Raw genomic sequence first — 18,880 nt, 5'->3', positions numbered from 1 at the left:
GCGATCAGTTGCGCAACGGCTTGCCAGTCTTCAGCATGTGCTCAATCCGGGCTTGCGTTAGCGGCGTCTTGGCCAGCTCGACGAATGCCTGCCGCTCCAAACCGAGCAACCAAGCCTCATCGACCCAAGTATTGGCGTCCACCTCACCGCCGCATAAGGCGGTGGCGATCTTGAGGCTGACTTGATCGTCATGCGCTGAGATGAAACCGCCATCGCGCATATTGACCAGCGCCATCTGGAAAGCGGCCATACCGGTGCGGCCCGCTACCCGGATCGGGCGCGGCTGCGGCGGCCGGTAGCCGGTTTCTGCCAGTGCCCGGACTTGTGCTTTGGCGACATACAGCAGTTCGTAAGGATTGAAGATGATCACATCGGACGGTTTGAGATAGCCCAGTTGCTGGGCTTCTTCGGCGCTGCGCGACACTTTGGCCATCGCCATCGCTTCAAAGTACGGCCGCAGAAACGGCAACAAATCGCCGCCTTTGGCCTCATCCATCGCACGCCGGGCGAATTCTTTGCAACCGCCACCGGCCGGAATCAGGCCAACGCCGACCTCGACCAAGCCGATGTAGCTTTCCAACGCGGCCACCACCCGGTCGCAGTGCATCAAAAACTCGCAACCACCGCCGAGCGCCAGCCCTTGCACCGCCCCCACTACCGGAATCGCTGAATAACGCAGTGCGGCAGTGGTTTGCTGGAATTTGGCGACCGCTTTCTCAAAGCTAACGAAATCACCAGCCAAAACCACCGACACGGCCTCGGCCAGATTGGCTCCGGCGCTGAACGGCGCTTCGGTCTGCCACAGCACCAAACCGGCAAAATCCCGTTCGGCGATGTTCAGGCTTGCCAGCACAGCCTCCAACACGTCATCGCCGATGACATGCAGCTTGGTCTTGAAACTCAAGATGCCGATGCCATCGCCAGTCGTCCACAGCCGCGCGCCGCTGTTCTCGAACACGGTCTCGCCGTAACGGTGCGGCGCTTCACCCAACACCGGTTCGGGATAAAGCTGGCGCTGATAGACCGGCAGGCTCGAACGCGGCTTGTAAGCATTTTCCGCCGCCGAATAGGAACCTTGCGGTCGATGCACCCCGTCCACCTGATCGACCCAGGCCGGTAGCGGGGTAGTCGTCAATGCCTTGCCAGCGGCGATGTCTGCGGCAATCCACGCCGCGACCTGCTTCCAGCCAGCCGCTTGCCAAATCTCAAACGGCCCCAGGCTCCAGCCGTAGCCCCAGCGGATCGCAAAATCGACATCACGGGCGTTATCAGCGATTTCCGCCAGCAACACCGCTGCGTAATGAAATACATCGCGGTGAATGGCCCACAGGAATTGGGCTTGTGGGTGGTCACTGGCCCGGAGTGCGGCGAATTTTTCGGCGGGATTTTTGCGCTTGAGAATCGCCTGTACCGCCTCATCCGGCTTGGCTCCGGCATCCCGATAAGTGCCCGTGGTGGGATCAAAAACCTGCTTGCCTTTGCCGGCGTAAAAACCGGCACCACTTTTCTGACCGAGCGCACCCTTTGCGATCAAGGTATTCAACCAATCAGGCACCTGGTAATACGAGCGCCAGGGGTCTTGCGGCAGCGCGTGCGCCGAACCCTTGAACACATGATCCATGGTATCCAAACCAACAATATCGGCGGTGCGGTAGGTGGCACTTTTGGCCCGACCTATCGCGGGGCCGGTCAGCGCGTCCACCAAATCCAGCCCTAAGCCAAACACTTGGGTCTGGTGCATGATGGCGGCCATCGAAAACACGCCGATGCGGTTGGCGATGAAGTTGGGCGTGTCCTTGCCTCGCACCACGCCTTTGCCCAAGGTGCTGACCAGGAAGGTTTCCAGCAGATCGAGAATCGCGGGATCGGTGGTCGCGCACGGGATCAACTCCACCAGCGCCATGTAGCGCGGCGGGTTGAAAAAATGGATGCCGCAGAAGCGCGAACGCACCGTGTCCGGCACCGATTGCGCCAGCGCACTGAGTGGTAAGCCGGAAGTGTTGGTCGCCAGAATGGCCCGGTCGTTGAGATAGGGCGTGACCCGCCGGTAAAGGTCGGCTTTCCAATCGGGCCGTTCGGCGATGGCCTCAATCAGCAGATCGCAAGTCCGTAGCGCTTCCAAATGCTGGTCGTAATTGGCCGGCTGGATAAGCTGGGCGCGCTCCTTGATCGCCAGCGGTGCGGGGTTCAGCTTGGCCAGATTAGCAATCGCTTTGGTGGCGATACCATTGGGATCGCCCTCTTTGGCCGGTAGGTCGAACAACACCACCGGCATATCGGCATTGGCCAGATGCGCGGCAATCTGCGCGCCCATCACACCCGCCCCCAGAACCGCCACCTGACGGATGGCTGCTGCGTTATTCATGCGTTCATACCCTCGCTTCAGGCTGTCGAAACCCACAACCACACGGAAAGCAGTATCTCTCGGTCTACCCCTAAAAATAAAGCCGGGGTAAATCCCCGGCTTTATCGGTCTGATGATCGTCGCTAAGGCTTAAAACCGGTAACTGGCCTGCAACCCGATCAAATGGCCCGTACCGTCATAGTCAAGCCGCAAGGTGTCGGTGATGAGTCCAGGGGAAGTCGGGATCAAATCGATGGTATTTTCCGTATGAGCCTTTTTAAACGCGATGTACATGTAGCCGAAATCGACAGATAGCCATCGGTCAGGATGATAGCTGAAGCCCAGCGCGAAGGCATTGCGATCATTGTCAGGAATGCGCGGCGTGCGATATTGCGCCGAAGGAACCGGCGTCTGTTCGTAAACGTAACCGGCGCGAAAGGTCCATTCCGGGCTGTAATCGTAACTGGCACCGATGCTGAACGCCCAACTGTCCTGCCAATTTTCTGGGGTCACGCTGCTCGTGCCATCACTGAAATCGGTTTGCAGCTTGTCGAACAAACTCCAGTTGGTCCAGCGTATGCTGCTCATGACCGCCCAACGCTCATCAAGCCGCCGATAAGCGGCCAACCCTACCCAATCGGGCAAGGTCACGTCGGCTTTACCGGGTAAAACGCCGTTGCGGCTGGCGATGTAATCGGAGATGGTCCGTTCGCCCTCCACCGAGTGTTTGATGCGCGAGCGATAACTGAGACTGAACCGGGTATTTGGATCAAGCTCGTATAGCGCGCCCAGATTGTAACCAAACCCCCAGCCATCAGCCTCAACCTCGGCATAACCATCCTTCACGAAAGCACTCAAGGGATTAAACAGCGCCTGAGTGAGCCGTGCCTTGGCATACTGCGCGCTGACACCAGCCCCGACCGAGAAATGTTCGTTTATTCGATAGGCTAGCGAGGGATTGATATCGACCGTCAGCAACTCCGACTCAACCGCATGGTAACGGCCCACCCAATTTCTGCCGTAGTTGGTGCTGACCGCGAAGGGAGCGGTAATGCTGAGGCCAAATCGCATCCGGTCATTGAGATTGGTGGCATAAAAACCGTTGGGGACCAGGCTGTCCGTTCCTCCATCATCGGCGCGCCCCACTGCCGGCGTCGTGACAAAGACCGGAACAGTGCCGGTTCGAGTGAGCACGGCGTTCAAATTACCCGGCAGTCGGACTGACGAGCCGGCGTTGTTTGTCTTCATACCGATCCCGATAAACGTCATCCCCATCTGTACCTGATTTCCCTGATCCAACATCAGATCGGCGGGATTGTAGTACGCAGCGGAAACGTCGTCGTTGACCAACCCGCCCCCTGCAAATGCGCGGCCCAGGCCAGTAACGCTCTGTTCGGAGATTTGCAGGCCGGCGGCGGTCGCCGGTTCGGTCAGAGCCAGGCTTGCCATGACGCCGAGCGCAAGCGCCAGCAGATAAGTACACGATGTTTGCCTTGTCATTGATTTACCTCTTGCCAAAAAGTGACTTATCGCCACGCCATCAAAAGGCCAAGCCAATTCTTGGCCGGTATCCGACCGCCGCAGCACGGGAATACGAGTACCATAGAGATCCAATAGATCCTCATGATCGGCGATATCCACACACTCGACGGTGACGCCCGCCGCGTGCAGGAAAGCTTCGGCTTGCTCACAGAGATGGCAGCCATCGGTCCCATAAAGCAATAGAGCCGATTGGCAAAGCGGTGGTCTCTGCATGGCAAGTTCTCTCCAATAAGCGCGGATGGCAGAGCCACCTATTATCTCACTGCGGCGGGAAGGACTATCATTAGCCCCGTCCATCCGTATTCATTCAAGTTCATTCGCCCGAATCCTCCATGGTCAGATTGCTGCACGAACTTATTCTGGAACAGGCAAATCACCGCCCCGATGCGACCGCCGTGGTCCATCGGCAAACCGCCCTTGATTACGCCACACTGGCTGCGGAGGTTCAGGCCGCTGCGGGCGGGCTGCGGGCATTGGGCCTGCGGCGCGGTGAGCGCATCGCTGTCTATCTGCCCAAACGACACGAAACGGTGGTCGCCCTGTTCGGTACGGCTTTGGCCGATGGGGTGTTTGTACCGGTCAATCCGTTGCTGAAGCCGGAGCAAGTCGCCTACATTGTCCGGGATTGTAACGTGCGGGTTTTGGTCACAGCCCGCGACCGCGCGGAAACTCTACAACCCCATTTCGCTCAATGCCCTGACTTGCACACTCTGATTTTAGTAGACGCTGCTGCGCTGGGGGAATTGAATACTCTGAAAACACTGAGTTGGCCCGATCTGCTAACGGCCAGCGCCGCCGGTGAAGGCAGAACCCACGCCATCGACATCGACATGGCGGCCATTCTCTATACCTCTGGCAGTACCGGCAAGCCGAAGGGCGTCGTCCTCTCCCATCGCAACATGATCACAGGCGCGCACAGCGTGGCAGATTATCTGGCCAATCAAGCCACCGACCGCATTCTGGCCATTCTGCCTCTGAGTTTTGACTACGGCTTAAGCCAACTAACCACGGCTTTCGCAGTCGGCGCATCCGTCATCTTGATGGATTATCTGCTGCCGCGTGATGTCATCACTACTGTCGTCCGCGAAAAGGTCACCGGGTTGGCGGCCGTTCCCCCAATGTGGGTACAACTGGCCCAGCTTGAATGGCCCGGCGCGGCGGCAGAAAGCTTGCGCTATTTCACCAACTCAGGAGGCGCGATGCCGCGTGCGACATTAGCGGCTCTCCGGCGGGCCTTGCCCAACACCATACCGTTCTTGATGTATGGCCTGACCGAAGCGTTCCGCTCTACCTATTTGCCGCCTGAAGAAATCGACCAGCGGCCGGACTCCATCGGTAAGGCGATTCCCAACGCCGAGATCCTCATCGTGCGCGAAAACGGCACACCGTGCGAACCCGATGAACCCGGCGAACTGGTCCATCGGGGTTCATTGGTCGCGCAGGGTTACTGGAATGATCCCGCCAAGACCGCCGAACGCTTTCGTCCCGTTCCTGGACAAGACCCCGGCTTGCCCCTGGTCGAAATGGCCGTTTGGTCAGGGGATACCGTGCGCGCCGATCAAGAGGGCTTTCTATATTTCATCGGCCGCAAAGACGATATGATCAAAACCTCCGGCTATCGAGTCAGTCCCAGCGAGATTGAGGACGTACTATACGGCAGCGGCCGCATCGCCGAGGCCGCAGCGCTCGGTATCCCGCACCCGGCCTTGGGTCAAGCCGTTGTCGCTGTCATCAAATTGCTGGAACAGGGGCTAAACGAGAGCGAACTGATCAACCACTGTAAACAACACCTGCCGAACTTTATGGTTCCGCTGCAAATCATCACGCGCCAAGCGGATTTGCCCCGCAATCCTAACGGCAAGATCGACCGCAAAGCATTGGCCGCAGAGTTATGTGACTTGTTTGTAGAGAATAAGCCATGAGCGACGGCCGCCCAGTCCATCCACCTCTAGCCCAGTTTCCGGTGATTGATGATTGTTTGCAGATCGGTGGTATGCCACTGACCCAACTGGCTATGCGAGTCGGACAAACGCCCTTTTATGCCTATGACCGGCATCTCCTGACCGAACGAGTGGCGTCACTGCGTGGCGTACTGCCGTCAGCTGTCGAGTTGCACTATGCGATTAAAGCCAATCCGATGCCGGCTCTGGTGCAGCACATGGCCGGTTTGGTGAATGGTTTCGATGTCGCCTCACTGGGCGAACTGCACATCGCATTGGATGCGGGAATGGCGCCTGCGGCAATCAGTTTTGCCGGCCCTGGCAAAAGGCCAATGGAACTGGCGGCCGCTATTGCCGCCGGCATCACTATTCATCTGGAATCCTTCAATGAAACGGAAACCGTCGCTCGGTTAAGCCAGGAACAGCAACGACCCGCGCGCGTGGCGGTGCGGGTCAATGCCGATTTCGAGCTAAAAGCCGCCGGCATGAAGATGGGCGGCGGCCCTAAACCCTTTGGAGTCGATGCCGAACAGGTACCGAGGCTGCTGCGGCAAATCAGCGATCTAGCACTTGATTTTCAAGGCTTTCACATTTTCAGCGGCTCGCAGAACCTGCGGCCCGCAGCCATCATTGAGGCGCAAAATCAGACTTTTGAACTCGCGCTGCGCTTGGCGGTGGATGCGCCCACGCCGGTCTGTTCGCTCAACATCGGTGGTGGTTTCGGCATCCCTTACTTTCCTGGCGACACCCCCCTGGATCTAGCGCCCATCGCCGCCAATCTGGCTCGCTGGCTACCGATAGTGAAGCAACAACTCCCGGTGGCGCGGGTGATCTTAGAGTTGGGTCGCTATCTGGTGGGAGAGGCGGGTATTTATGTCGCCGAAGTGATTGACCGCAAAGTATCACGCGGCCATACATTTCTGATCACCAATGGTGGCTTACATCATCATCTGGCGGCTTCCGGCAACTTTGGCCAGGTGATTCGTAAGAACTATCCAGTCGCTGTCGGTAATCGCGTTATTGGAACTGAGCGGGAAACCGTGACGGTCGTCGGCCCCTTGTGTACGCCACTCGATATTCTTGCCGAGCGGATGGAGTTACCGAAAGCGGATATCGGCGATTTGATCGTCGTCTTTCAATCCGGCGCCTATGGGTTGACCGCCAGCCCAACGTCGTTTCTTAGTCACCCGCCCTGCCCGGAAATTCTGCTGTGAATGCCAGGAGGCTTTGCAGCTAACCCTCAATGATCCGGTTATAAGATTCATTTGGGCGCGCCAACGCTGCTGCGCTTTGCTCGGCCCGCCGGGGACAAGCGGGTAGGCATCGGCTAAGATGTTCTAGGGCCGCCTGCCACAAGGCGGCTCCCCGCCCCTTTGCTGCGCCGTCAGTTTTTGCTGAGCTGCTCAGCACACTCCCTGCCCAAGGATACAGCGGGTCACGCACAAACCCGCTTCCCAGCACGAAAGCCAGTGCCATGTAGTGCATGATCTCCCGCTCACTGACCATTCCGTAGCGTTTCGCGCTTTCATAGCCGTGCCGAACCAGCTCGCGCAGCGGCCCTTCGCCGATGATACGATAGCGCTCCGGCCCCAGCATCTGTAATAACAGCAACAATCGGTGACCGAAACTTGGCGCAGAAGGGACCTCATCAAAGATCCGGGCTTGGCATAAAGCCTCGACCGTTCTCTGCAAAAACTGATTCTCCGCACCAACCGCCCGATCCAGAAACTTCATGGCCTGGCCGTATAGACCTTCGACGTGGGCATCGGGGCTTTTCTGGTCAATAGCCTGCTCTTTCTCGGCTTCTCCTGCCACTTCCTCGGACGGCACGGGTTCCGGTCGCCAGACCACCCATGGTAGCTGCGGGTCCTTGTCAAACTCGCTTCCCAGCATCAACAGCAAGCCGGTGTACAAGAAAACCGCCCGCTCCGTCTTCAGATTGCGCCGCGCCGCTTTTTGCAGAGCATGATGGATAACCCGCTCCAATTGAGCCGGCCCCAAAACCTCGGCGTGGCGCGGAAAAAAAGTCCGTACATGGGCAAGCAACGCTTGCTGAAAGTGATCTACCGCCACCTTCTCGAAAGCCTGTACCTGGGTATCACGCATCACCAGCATCGCCACTCTCCCGCGCTGACCTTGCGGCCGCCAACACCGTCCGCTCGCTGACCAATTGGCCGCCCGCAATCCGATAGCTCAGCACATGGCCCACCTCATCCTCACACAGCAGGCGCGTGATAGGGCCGAACAGCGCCCAGAGTTCATCGGTATCGCATGTCGGCAAATAGACGCGCAACACCCGCGGATCGTAATAGCGGAAGTAAAGCGGTTGCTGGTCAGGAGAATAGGCGACGGTTAAAGCGCACAAATGCTCACGCATCGCGCGCCAATCCGCACGACCGAGCGCAAAAATACCCCAATGCCGTCCCCAGCCTTTCTGCAACAACCAATGCGTGAAGCCAGATTCCCGCTCTAAAAGAACCTGGTAGGGAGCGGCCTTAGCCAGCGTAGGGATCAAAGTGCCACGGTATAAACACACCGGCTCAATTTGATATTCCTGTAATTTTTCCAACAGGTCAGGGATAGCGGCGCCATCCAGCACCGCATAAACCCGTGCTCCCCCATCGGCAAAGAGGTGGCGACTTAAAATCTCTGGTAATGGGTCGGTAGCCACGCGAATAACCTATCAATCCTTTTCTTTATCCTGGGGTTTTCTAGGGAGAATCGGCTTGGCTGCTGGTTCCGGCGGCCGGTAAAAAGGCTTACCGGTGTCGCTGGCCTTCTGGGCGGTTTTTGCTTGCTCGTCTTGTTCTGCTTCTTGCGCCCGTTGCGCGGGGGTGGGTGGCGGCACTGCTGCTACACCAGTGCCGCCGGCCGCAGAATCATCCTCCTTGGGGGCGTGCGCACCAGCTCGTACAGAACCCAACTTCTGCGCCTTCTGTTGTGCCGGACTCTGCGCCTGTGCATCGCTGACTTGGCCAGATTCAGCATTGGCCGCTTCTTTCGGCTCGTCAGGAGCGGTGGGCGGCGATGGCGATTGCGGGGAGCAACCCGCACCGGAACCAGCGGCACCACTGCTGTTGATCATCACCATCGTTCCCTGGATAAAAACACCGCCCGGATTGATATTGATGAAGTTGCCACCCACTTTGATCGTCAGCGATACGCCAGCCTCAATCACGGCCGTCATGCCGGCCTTTAAATGAATCTCCATCCCCGCATCAACGGCGTGTTTCATGCCGACCTTTTGCTGCAAATCCATGCCAGCATCCATCGAGATGGTACCACCCGCCTTGATATTCTGGCGGCTACCGACCTTCAGGTGTTGGTCGCCCCCGATCTCTTCCTTTTGATCGCCACCGACTTTCAGCGACACCGCGCCGTCAACTTTCTCGTTTTGATCGCCTTGGACGGTTAAGTGTTTTTTGCCTTCCACTTTCTCAAATTGATGGGATTTGACGATCAAATGCCGCTCGTTGCCGATCCATTCGAATGCATCCAGCTTGACGCGAGTATCTTGATTGCGCTCGGCATGGACAAAGACCTGTTCGCTGCCTTTGGTGTCATCCAGGCGGATCTCGTTGAAACCGGCGCCGCCTTTGCTGGAATTGCTTTTCAGGGTCGAGGTGGTGGCCTTCGCCGGTAACTCGTAGGGCGGCATGTTAATACCGTTGTAAACCCGACCGGTGATGATCGGCTGATCGGGGTCGCCTTCGAGAAAATCGACGATCACCTCCTGGCCAATGCGCGGGATATTCATCGCACCCCATTGCTTGCCCGCCCACAATTGCGATACCCGAATCCAGCACGAACTGCTCTCATTGGCCTGGCCGTAGCGATCCCAATGAAACTGGCACTTCACCCGGCCGTATGGGTCGGTATAAATCTCCTCGCCCGCTGGACCGACCACAATCGCGGTCTGTGGCCCCTGCACCATCGGCTTTGGAGTCACCCGCGGCGCTCGATACTGCGCTTGGGCATCAATGGCGGTGATTTCACCCCGATAAGGTTTATCGGAGACCGGCGCGCTGGTCAGGGTTTGGTATTCGTCGGATTCAATCTCGTGATGGGCCGACACAATGAGATATTTACGGTTCTGGTCCTCGCGCGGGCAGCCGGTCAGGCTAAACAGATAACCAGCCGCCAACCCGGCGGCGTCACCACGACCCACCGCCACCTCGTGTTGCGCCAGTAACTCCTCCAGGCGGATTTTCGAATAGCTGTTGCCATCACCCAACTGGGTGTATTCACCCGGATGGTCATACATCTCGAAACCGGACAGCGCATGGGATTTAGGTCGGTTCAAAACCGCCCGCAGCGATTTGCGCGGGGCTGTGAAATCATAATCGTTCAGAACATAGGCGCCAGGCTGAACGCTTTGGTCAACGAACCATTCCGACAGGTTATCCCGTTCACGATGAGCGTGGATATCCGGTGGAAAATAGGGAACAGTTTCATATTTGGGGAACTCGCTGTGGGAGCCGACGTTATCGGACAACACCAGAATATGTTTGCCATTTTCATGCGAGAAGTAGTAGTAGATTCCCTCTTGCTCCATCATCCGGCTGACGAAGTTGAAATCCGTTTCTCGGTATTGGACGCAATACTCCCATTCGCGGTAGCTACCGCTCAGGGCATCCTTGAAATCACTAAACCCCTGCTCCCGAAAAATTTCCTTGATAATGTCCGGCACGGTTTTGTTCTGGAAAATCCGGCAATCGGACGTGCGGGTCAGAAACCATAACCAAGGACTCAACTCGGCGCGATAGAAGCCATAACGCACGTTGTGAGTCCCTTCATAACTGAAGCGAGTCACCAAGCCATTAAAATAACGGGTTCCCTGCTGATAAGGCAGCTCAAAACGAACCGTCATGTTGGTGCCCAGCACATCAGCCAGCTTGATATCCCTTTTCTCGCTGAACAGATCCAAATGGCACTCAAACACCCGGCTCATTTGTTCCTTGACGGTCATCCGCCCAAGCAGCAACACATCCTCGCCCAAGATGCTGTTGACGGCGGCGATTCGATGTTTTTGAGTGGTAGCCATATTGTTAGACTCCGCGTCCCCGCTGCGCCAAGCAGCCCGATGGTTGAGTTTAGCAGCAATCCCCGGCAAAAAAGGCGTCGGTCATCCGGCAAAAACACCAGTACCGCACTAACCTGTTAGTATCCCCGCTCAGCCAGGAGAGCCAATCCCATGCCAGATCGTATCGAGTTTCGGTTGACCTTGCCGACAGCGATTTCGACACCCACTCAACCCGATCCAGAGGCACCATTCCGCATCTTGATCATGGCCGATTTCAGCGGTCGGGCTGCCGGAGAAACACCGGCATCTGGGCTTGACCGGGCGGGTCGCCCGCCGTTGCCGGTGGATATGGATCGTTTCGCTGCCGTTATGTCCCGACTAGCTCCCAGGCTCTCTCTGCCACTCCATGGGGAAACAAGTACCGAGGCCATCACGCTCCGTTTTAGCGAACTCGACGATTTTCACCCTGATGCCCTGTGCCGCCAATTAGAAAGCTTGCAAAGCCTGTGCCGTTCTCGCGCCAACCCGCCAAATTTAGCCGATCTTGCCCAAGTCACCCAGCCGCACCCATCGCTCACTGTGGAATCGCCAAACCCCTCACAACCCCCCACAGAAGACCACAACGCCTTGTTAGAACGGTTATTGGGGAAAACGCCTAGTCACGCTCAGACTGGAACCGGTTCGGGAGTCGGCGCGATTGATGGGTTAGTCAAGGCCATCGTCCAACCCCATATTGTGCAGCCCGATCACCAACAAGCGGCATGGCTGGCCGCGACCGACGCATTGCTTGGAGAACGGTTACGAGCAATCCTGCACCACCCGGACTTTCAAGCCCTGGAAGCCACCTGGCGCAGCACCTACGATCTGGTGGCCCATGTCGATAGTGATGCGGTGCAAATTGAACTGTTCGATATGACCCGGAACGAGTTGTTAGCCGACTTGCGCGCAGCAGGCGATGATCCGCGAGCGACCCGACTCTACAGCATCCTCATTGACCAGGGAGTACGTGCGGCAGACGGGCACCCCTGGTCTTTATGGGTTGGAGACTATCACTTTGGCGCCACGACTGAGGACATAGCGCTACTAGCTAGCCTGGGCATCTTGGCCGCTGAGGCCGGCGGACCCTTTTTGGCGGCGGCGGCACCGAGTTTATTGGGTTGCCCAGCCACTGCATCCCTGACTGATCCAGCCCTGTGGACGCCACCCCTGGCCGAACACCAACGAGACTGGCAAGCTCTACGCACCAGTTCGATAGCCCCCTGGCTGGGTTTGGCGACACCGCGCATTCTGCTGCGACTGCCCTATGGCCAAAAAACCGATCCTATTGAACAATTTCCCTTCGAAGAAATGCCGAGTGGACGCGATGCAGATGCTTATCTTTGGGGCAATCCGGCCTTTAGCTGTGCGCGGCTGATTGCTGATGGCTTCATGGAAAACGGCTTCGAGAACGGCTTGAATGCCCCGCTCGCCCTTGATGATCTTTCTGCCCATAGTTATCAGCAGGCCGGGGAACGGGCATTACAACCCGCTGTTGAAGCACTGCTCGGCGAACGGGCAGCGCTCAGTATTTTAGCGCACGGCGTCATGCCGATCTTAGGGAGTCGCCAGCATAACAGTGCTCGACTGGCCGGATTCCGCTCATTAGCCAACCCAGCAACCGGGCTGGCGGGTCGCTGGCAGACTTGATGCGTGGACCGCTAAAATCCAGTCCAACCGGTTAGGACTTTGCAAACATCACAAGAGTGGGTGCTCTTCAACACTGGCTTGCGCCGATCTCTTGTCATCGGCAAACGGGGCGTCGCCAAATTTATCATCAAGGAAGGGGTCATCCATACGATCTTGCTGGTCGATGCGCCGCCTCATATCCGCCAATTCACGTCGCAGCACGCGGACTGCCGGCTCCACTTGGGCCAAGCGTCGCTCCATACGTTCTAACTGGGCATCTTGCCATTCGGGGTGCTGCAACACCGTCTCCATCGCTTCTTCCAACTCGATCAGGCGTTGCTCCATGGCATGGCTGACCCGCAACAGCGAACGGTTATTACGGCCCGCCCCCTGTACGCCAACTTCGCGGCCTTGCTCCAACTCTTGGCCGACCGCTTCGACAGCGGCCGGCGAGAACTCTCGCAACTCTTCCAAAAAACCATACAGCATTAGGCGGTCAGAAAAAACGTTGATCAGACGCGGAATGCCCTGGGTAAAGCGATGGATGGCCGGATAGACGCCTTCGGTAAACATCGGCTGTCGCCCATCCCAACCGACAACCCGCAGCCGGTGTTCGATGTAATCCCGCGTTTCTTCCTCGGTTAACGGAGTCAAGTGGCTGGAAGCGATTACACGCTGGCGCAGTTGTTCCATGCTCGGCTCTTGCAACGTATGGCGAAACTCTTCCTGGCCTAATAGAAAACTCTGCAATAACGGCGTCTCGCCAATCTGGAAATTTGACAGCATTCGCAATTCTTCAAGCGATTTAGGCGGCAAATTCTGGGCTTCGTCCACCACCAATAAAACCCGTCGCCCCTGCCGAGCATGACCGCGCAAGAAATCCTCGAAATGCTTAAGCAATGCTGCCTTTCCCATACCCTCGTAAGGCAATCCGAATGAGGCTACGACACTTCGCAACAGTTCATCGGCTTCCAACTGAGTCGTTACTAGCTGGGCGGCTACGACCTGACTTGGGTCCAACTCCTGAAACAGGCTTTTGACCAAGGTGGTCTTGCCGGTTCCAATGCCGCCGGTCACCACGATGAACCCTTCACCCTGGCTCAAACCATAGCGCAAATAGGCAAGCGCCCGTGCGTGAGCACGACTTCCGAAGAAAAATCGCGGATCGGGACTCAACTGAAAAGGCTTGGCATTGAAGCGGTAATAATCGGTATACATGGCAAGTTCAAAACTTCATGTTAAAGCGGACATTGAGTCGATTCTCGCGAAACTCCTGCTCAGCCGAACCCGCGTCGTTTTGATAGTAGCGATAACTAATCAACCCGCCAAAGTTGGGAGTAAAAGCTTGAGCAAGGCCCACAATCGATACCCAATAATCGTTCCGTTGGGCTTCCTCTCCTAAATCATCGTGTTCCCAGCCACCACCGATAAACGAGGCCACCTGTGGCGCAAACCGCCACGTCCAAAGCGCGCCAGCACCATAGGTACTTTCAATCGATTTAGCATCTTGCGTCTGGCGCTCTTCGCTGAATGCATTCACTGAGATACCCGTAGGCCCTCGCCGATAGACCACACCGGCATCCAGGCGCTTGCGCCGAAAATTCCGATTGGTCAGACCGAACGGCCCTTCGGCAGAGATGCTCTGGCCCTGTTCCTCCAAAGCCAGTGGTTGGCCATCCGCACCGACCGCAAGGAGGCTGCTACCGAGCAGTTGCTGCTCGTTAGTCACTTCATCAAGGTAAGTGACTGACCAGGTGCTCGCACGGGCCTGATGCTTGAAAGTTCCTTGCCAATGAACCCCGGATTCGACGCCGACGTTCCGGTCGCGCCGCCTAACGTCCAGGGAGGTGCGGGTGGACGGATTCCAACGCAGGGCGATCAGGTTCACGTCAGGCCCGTATAAACCACCTACCTCCAGGAAACGGTTGGGCGTCCAAATCGCACCCAAGCCCCAGTAGCTACCATCCCGCGCATTTTCAAAACCTGTAACTTGGCTATCCTCATAGCCCGCGTTAGCCAACAAAGCCCAATACTGGCTTAAGCGATAGGTGATTCTTGCATCCAAGCGCTCCCGGCGATCCTCGCCATTAGCCGTGACGTTGCTGTCCGTTACGTTATCCAACTGTTGGCGCTGGTAAAAATAACCTATATTCCAGTTGAGTATGTTAAACCGCCGACCGCTGTTCAGATCAAGCGTCAGCGTATTGACCTGACTATCGGCATTAACAGTTTGCTGCTCGCCTTGTGTAGTCGTTACCTTATTCTGATCACCATAACGCACACCATCGTAACGATAGCGCAGCAGCCCTTCGACCCAACCGCCGATATCCTGGCGCCAATAAGGACTTATCCCATAACGATAGCCTGTGGTTTGGTTATCGGTCAGGGCGATCTCGTCGGAAGTCCCAAAAGACTGAAACAACCCGGGCACACCGGGCAAGCCTAAATCCAAATTACTCAAAAAGGCCAAGCTGGCGGGTGAACCGGTTCTACCTGACGAGGTCGCCGAGACCTGGGAGATAGCGCTATAGGCATCCAAAAAGAAATGTTTCTGAAAAATTTCGGCGCTACCAAAACCCTGCAATTGATGATTGACGGTATTGGCGTCGCTATGATTGGCATACAGTAGACCCTGAGCCGTGTAATCCAAACGGAGGTCAAGCCGACCCCCTCGTTTGCGGATCGAAATGCCCGGCTCGACGTCAAGCACCAAGTCGTCCTCTGCGGCATTTGCCGGTGCCAACTTGATATTATCCGAATAGATGGCACCCACACTGATTCGAGGGGTAATCTGCCAGGCATTTGACCCACCACCATCGCGGCTCTGTTGCGCCTGCCCCGGCATGCAAAAACTCACGCCGAATACGACTGATAAAACAGCTCCCCGCACTATCAGCTTGCAGGCCGGCTTTTGCCCATAAGGGTGATTACTAGTCCGTTGCATGGTTGAATTCCGTGATCACCCGATTGAACCCGCTGGAGGCAAGGTGCCAAACTCCTGCCCATCGTGGCCATCATAATCCTTCCCGTAATAGCCCGATGTAATCAAATCGCGTGACTTATTGAGAACAAACCCACTCATCTGATTCGGGTTCAGCAGACTCAACGCTTCTTTAACGTGCGCTCTCAGCGTTCGCTCGGCTTCAACCACCATCACCACCTGGCCCATAAGGCTGGCTAAAATACGCGCTTCAGTGGTTGCTAGTAACGGTGGTGCATCAAAAATAACAATCCGGTCAGGGTAGCGCTGGCTCATCTCGGCCGTTAATCGACGCATGTTATCGCCGGCTAACAACTCCGCCGATAAATGGTGTTTGCTGCCGGCTGGCAACACCGTCAAGGAAGACATATTGGTACTCACCAACACGTCCGCCAATTCCATTTGATCGTCGGCCAAGAAATCCACCAATCCCTGATCCCCTTCGAAACCGAGCATCTTTGCCACGGCGGGTCTGAGAATATCAGCATCTACTAACAAGACCGTGCGATTGCGCTCGGAGGCGATGCTCAAGGCCAAATTGCAAGCGGTAAATGTCTTACCCTCACCAGCCCGAGCGCTGGTCACCCCGATCAAATTGGGATGATCGACTTTAGCCGCTCCTTTGCCATCAACATTCATCAGCAAAGGCCGCTTGATTTGGCGATACTCCTCCTTGATCCGACTGCGCTGACTATCCGGCACCAGCAAACCGGACGCCCGAATTCTCTCCATGTCCAAGGTCACAGAGCGCCGAGTACGCCTGTGGGCCTCCGGCAGGTTGGGGCTGGTAATCGGAGCACTGCTCGGCAAGTTCACAGCCCGTTCAATCACATCCTCTCGGCTTTGTGGAACGGGAGGAATCACAGCAGGTGGGCGCGTAACCGCGCTAACTGAGCGGCCGAACATGGCTTTTTCGATGCTATCCATCAGCGTAGCCTCATTAGCCAGCAAGAAAGTTATAACGAGTTCCAAAGAGTTGCCAAGCCATTAAACCGCCATAAGCTAAAAATAAAGCGCCGACCGATAAGGCGTATACAGCCACCATCCTGTGCTCCCGACGCAACGCTAGAGGGGACAACACCACGCCGACGCTGCCGAGTACTGGGATATTAGTGATCTGCATCAGGCTGCGCCGGTTGTCAAAGGTCGGCCAAAGCTGAGAAACCAACAAGGCCAGCCCCACCCCAGCCCCCAACCCTACACCCAGAACCAAACTCATCAACAACAAGCGTTTGGGTCCACTGGGTATCGGCGGTACCCGAGGCGGTTCGACAACCCGGTAACGCACATCCTGCTTGGATTGCTCCGCTTGCTCAGACAACCGCAGCGATTCACGCCGTGAGATCAATTCGTCATATTTTTTCCGATTAATCTCGTAATCGCGATTTAAAGAGGTCAGTTCAGCTTCCACTTGGGGAAGAACGCTGGCTTGGCCGCGCAGCTCGTTATACCGCTTGGCATATTCGGCCGAGCGTACTTGCAACGAGGCGATATTAGCCTCTTCTTCAGCTAGTTTGACTCTCAGCTCATCAATAAACGAATAGGTTTTCGGCGTCCGGCTAATGACGGTTCTACTTTGTGGAAGGCTCGCCGTGTATTGGGCGCGCTCTTGCGCCTGCTGTTTCTTAAGATCAGAGATGGTCTTGCGCAAGATATTAACGTCTGGATGTTTGTCGGTATACTGGATCAGCAACTGATCAAGTTGCCGCTCAAGCGCCTGGATGCGCGTATCGACCGGCAGCACCACCGCTGCTTCGGGGGTTTCACCACCCGCTGCGCTATCGCTTTTGGCCTGCTGCTGTAAGGCGGCGCCCAATTGTTGTTGCAGGGCCGCACGGCGATTCTCCGCCTGCGCCAGATCCAAGCGGATGGCTTCTAAATCATTAGAGGCTTGCTGCATACGGCCGTAATAATTCTGCCCTTCCGAAGGCATGCGGCCAGCATTTTTGATTTTGAAGGCTTTGAGGCGCTCTTCCGCTTCAACCAAACGGGCTTCGTACTCGCGAATCTGTTCACCCAAAAACCGCAGAGCGGTATCGGTACCTTGCTGGGTATTGCCGACCAGGTTTTTCTCGAATACATCGACAATGGTTTGCACCATTTTCTTAGCCAATTCCGGCTGAGGGTCTGTATACGTAATGGCATAGAGATCCGCGCCACTCTTGGCAAAACCGATGTCCTTACTCAATCGGGTCAATAAGCCATCCAAAGCCTCGGCGTCTTTCGCCTGCCTGTCCAAGCCTGTCGATTGGGCAATCTTTTCTAAATTGGGCCGACTCAATAACGTGCGGGTGATCAATTCAACCTGGGCATTAGGGTTAAGATCGACGGTTAAGCCCTGCAACACAGGACGAAGAACGGTCTGGGTATCCACATAAACCCGGGCAGAAGCCTGATATTGGTCGGGCAAAAGCAAGACCACCCCCCACCCAATCAGGCAAACTAACCATGTACACGCAATAGCATACCAACGATTGCGCCAAATCCCCCGCAGATAGCTCAGGATCTGTTCGATCAATTCATTCATCGTGGATTACTTCCTTATCCGCCGATCAACTGGCTTAAAACCAGGCTTCGGGAATGATCAGAATATCCCCGGGAAAGATATCCACGTTGGCGGTAATATCGCCATTGAGCAGATCTTCCAATCGCACCTGGTATTCCTGCTGCTTGCCTTCGACCACTCTAACCAGCTTGGTGTTATTCCCAGCGGCAAATTCACTTAAACCACCGACAGCGACCATCACATCCAGCAGGGTCATTTTGTAGCGGTATGCGATTGCCCGAGCTTGAGCACCAGCGACTCGCCCGCCGCCGCCTTGCTGTGACCCACCGCCCACTTGGCCAATCACACGGATTTGCTCACTGTAAGGCCCGATACCACCGGCAACGATGACGGTGACAATTGGCTGGCGGATATATGTCTCCAGCGCTTTTTCCATATCGCGGGCCAACTGGTTGGGGGTTTTCCCACTCGCTTGCAGATCCTCCACCAGCGGGGTGGTGATCTTCCCATCCGGGCGAACAACAACACTCTGGGAAACCTCAGGATTTCTCCAGACAAAAATCTGAACCTGATCGCCAGGCCCTATCTGGTAATTGTAAGTATCCGGCGACGAGGTATGGGAACTATAATTGGTCGATGGCGGTAACCCAGCCTGCTGCTGCCTGGCACAAGCACCGAGTAAAAGAGTAATTCCCAGCGAGAGAGCGATGGCCGCCCCTCCAACCCACAGCCTACGCTTTTCCATACGAGGACTCCCAAAGCCTTTGAAAATATCTGATCTTAAAATATCCCAGAAACGCTATTCAGCCCACTCTAAATCATGAAACCATTCAGCCGCATAACGTGAAGTTGCGCGACCTCTAACAGTAGCAAAACTCAA

At 56.3% G+C, this 18,880-nt stretch carries 13 protein-coding genes; 3 read left to right on the top strand and 10 right to left on the bottom strand.

Features of this window, described 5'->3' with window-relative positions; translation table 11 throughout:
* Positions 1–4 precede the first annotated feature (4 nt).
* Both BN873_RS04610 and BN873_RS04605 read right to left on the bottom strand, forming a co-directional pair.
* A complete protein-coding gene (locus BN873_RS04610; protein ID WP_048671102.1) occupies positions 5–2,365 on the bottom strand; it encodes a 3-hydroxyacyl-CoA dehydrogenase/enoyl-CoA hydratase family protein in 2,361 nt (786 codons plus the stop codon).
* A gap of 129 nt (positions 2,366–2,494) precedes the next feature.
* Positions 2,495–4,099, bottom strand: a complete 1,605-nt coding sequence (locus BN873_RS04605) for an outer membrane protein transport protein (RefSeq protein ID WP_048671100.1) — start codon at positions 4,097–4,099, stop codon at positions 2,495–2,497.
* 119 nt (positions 4,100–4,218) lie between these two features.
* Between BN873_RS04605 and BN873_RS04600 the strand changes: the two genes are divergently transcribed.
* Together BN873_RS04600 and BN873_RS04595 are read left to right on the top strand one after the other, a co-directional pair.
* Positions 4,219–5,808, top strand: coding sequence for an acyl-CoA ligase (AMP-forming), exosortase A system-associated (locus BN873_RS04600; RefSeq protein WP_048671098.1), 1,590 nt, complete (start codon positions 4,219–4,221; stop codon positions 5,806–5,808).
* Positions 5,805–7,040, top strand: a complete 1,236-nt coding sequence (locus BN873_RS04595; RefSeq protein ID WP_048671096.1) for a pyridoxal-dependent decarboxylase, exosortase A system-associated — start codon at positions 5,805–5,807, stop codon at positions 7,038–7,040. Before BN873_RS04600 ends, BN873_RS04595 begins: the two co-directional genes overlap by 4 nt.
* A gap of 19 nt (positions 7,041–7,059) precedes the next feature.
* On the opposite strand, the gene BN873_RS04590 is transcribed toward BN873_RS04595, so the two are convergent.
* From BN873_RS04590 to BN873_RS04580, 3 genes are read right to left on the bottom strand one after another with little or no spacing between them, the layout of a single operon-like run.
* Positions 7,060–7,941, bottom strand: coding sequence for a hypothetical protein (locus BN873_RS04590; protein WP_048671094.1), 882 nt, complete (start codon positions 7,939–7,941; stop codon positions 7,060–7,062).
* The gene (locus tag BN873_RS04585; protein ID WP_048671092.1) at positions 7,925–8,497 is read right to left on the bottom strand and encodes a DUF4123 domain-containing protein; all 573 of its coding nucleotides are present in this window, start codon (positions 8,495–8,497) and stop codon (positions 7,925–7,927) included. Before BN873_RS04585 ends, BN873_RS04590 begins: the two co-directional genes overlap by 17 nt.
* Before the next feature lie 12 nt (positions 8,498–8,509).
* Positions 8,510–10,870, bottom strand: a complete 2,361-nt coding sequence (locus tag BN873_RS04580; RefSeq protein ID WP_053085239.1) for a type VI secretion system Vgr family protein — start codon at positions 10,868–10,870, stop codon at positions 8,510–8,512.
* 150 nt (positions 10,871–11,020) lie between these two features.
* On the opposite strand from BN873_RS04580, the gene BN873_RS04575 reads away from it, so the two are divergent.
* Positions 11,021–12,535, top strand: a complete 1,515-nt coding sequence (locus BN873_RS04575) for a type VI secretion system contractile sheath domain-containing protein (protein ID WP_048671090.1) — start codon at positions 11,021–11,023, stop codon at positions 12,533–12,535.
* 48 nt (positions 12,536–12,583) lie between these two features.
* Here the strand turns inward: BN873_RS04575 and BN873_RS04570 are convergent, their stop codons facing one another.
* The 5 genes from BN873_RS04570 to BN873_RS04550 form a co-directional block, all read right to left on the bottom strand.
* Positions 12,584–13,732 (bottom strand): XrtA/PEP-CTERM system-associated ATPase, encoded by a 1,149-nt coding sequence (locus BN873_RS04570; RefSeq protein ID WP_053085238.1) that lies wholly within the window; start codon positions 13,730–13,732, stop codon positions 12,584–12,586.
* Positions 13,733–13,739: 7 nt separating this feature from the next.
* Entirely contained in the window at positions 13,740–15,359 is a 1,620-nt protein-coding gene (locus tag BN873_RS04565; protein ID WP_048671088.1) for a TIGR03016 family PEP-CTERM system-associated outer membrane protein, read from the bottom strand.
* Between the two features lie 114 nt (positions 15,360–15,473).
* Positions 15,474–16,421, bottom strand: a complete 948-nt coding sequence (locus BN873_RS04560) for an XrtA-associated tyrosine autokinase (protein ID WP_053085237.1) — start codon at positions 16,419–16,421, stop codon at positions 15,474–15,476.
* A gap of 13 nt (positions 16,422–16,434) precedes the next feature.
* On the bottom strand, positions 16,435–18,021 hold the full coding sequence (locus tag BN873_RS04555; protein ID WP_048671086.1) for an XrtA system polysaccharide chain length determinant: 1,587 nt from the start codon (positions 18,019–18,021) through the stop codon (positions 16,435–16,437).
* 34 nt (positions 18,022–18,055) lie between these two features.
* Entirely contained in the window at positions 18,056–18,745 is a 690-nt protein-coding gene (locus BN873_RS04550; RefSeq protein WP_048671082.1) for an XrtA/PEP-CTERM system exopolysaccharide export protein, read from the bottom strand.
* Positions 18,746–18,880: the final 135 nt, after the last annotated feature.

The sequence above is a fragment of the Candidatus Competibacter denitrificans Run_A_D11 genome, assembly GCF_001051235.1.
Classification (GTDB): Bacteria; Pseudomonadota; Gammaproteobacteria; order Competibacterales; family Competibacteraceae; genus Competibacter_A; species Competibacter_A denitrificans.
This window is presented reverse-complemented; position numbering and strand designations above follow the sequence as displayed.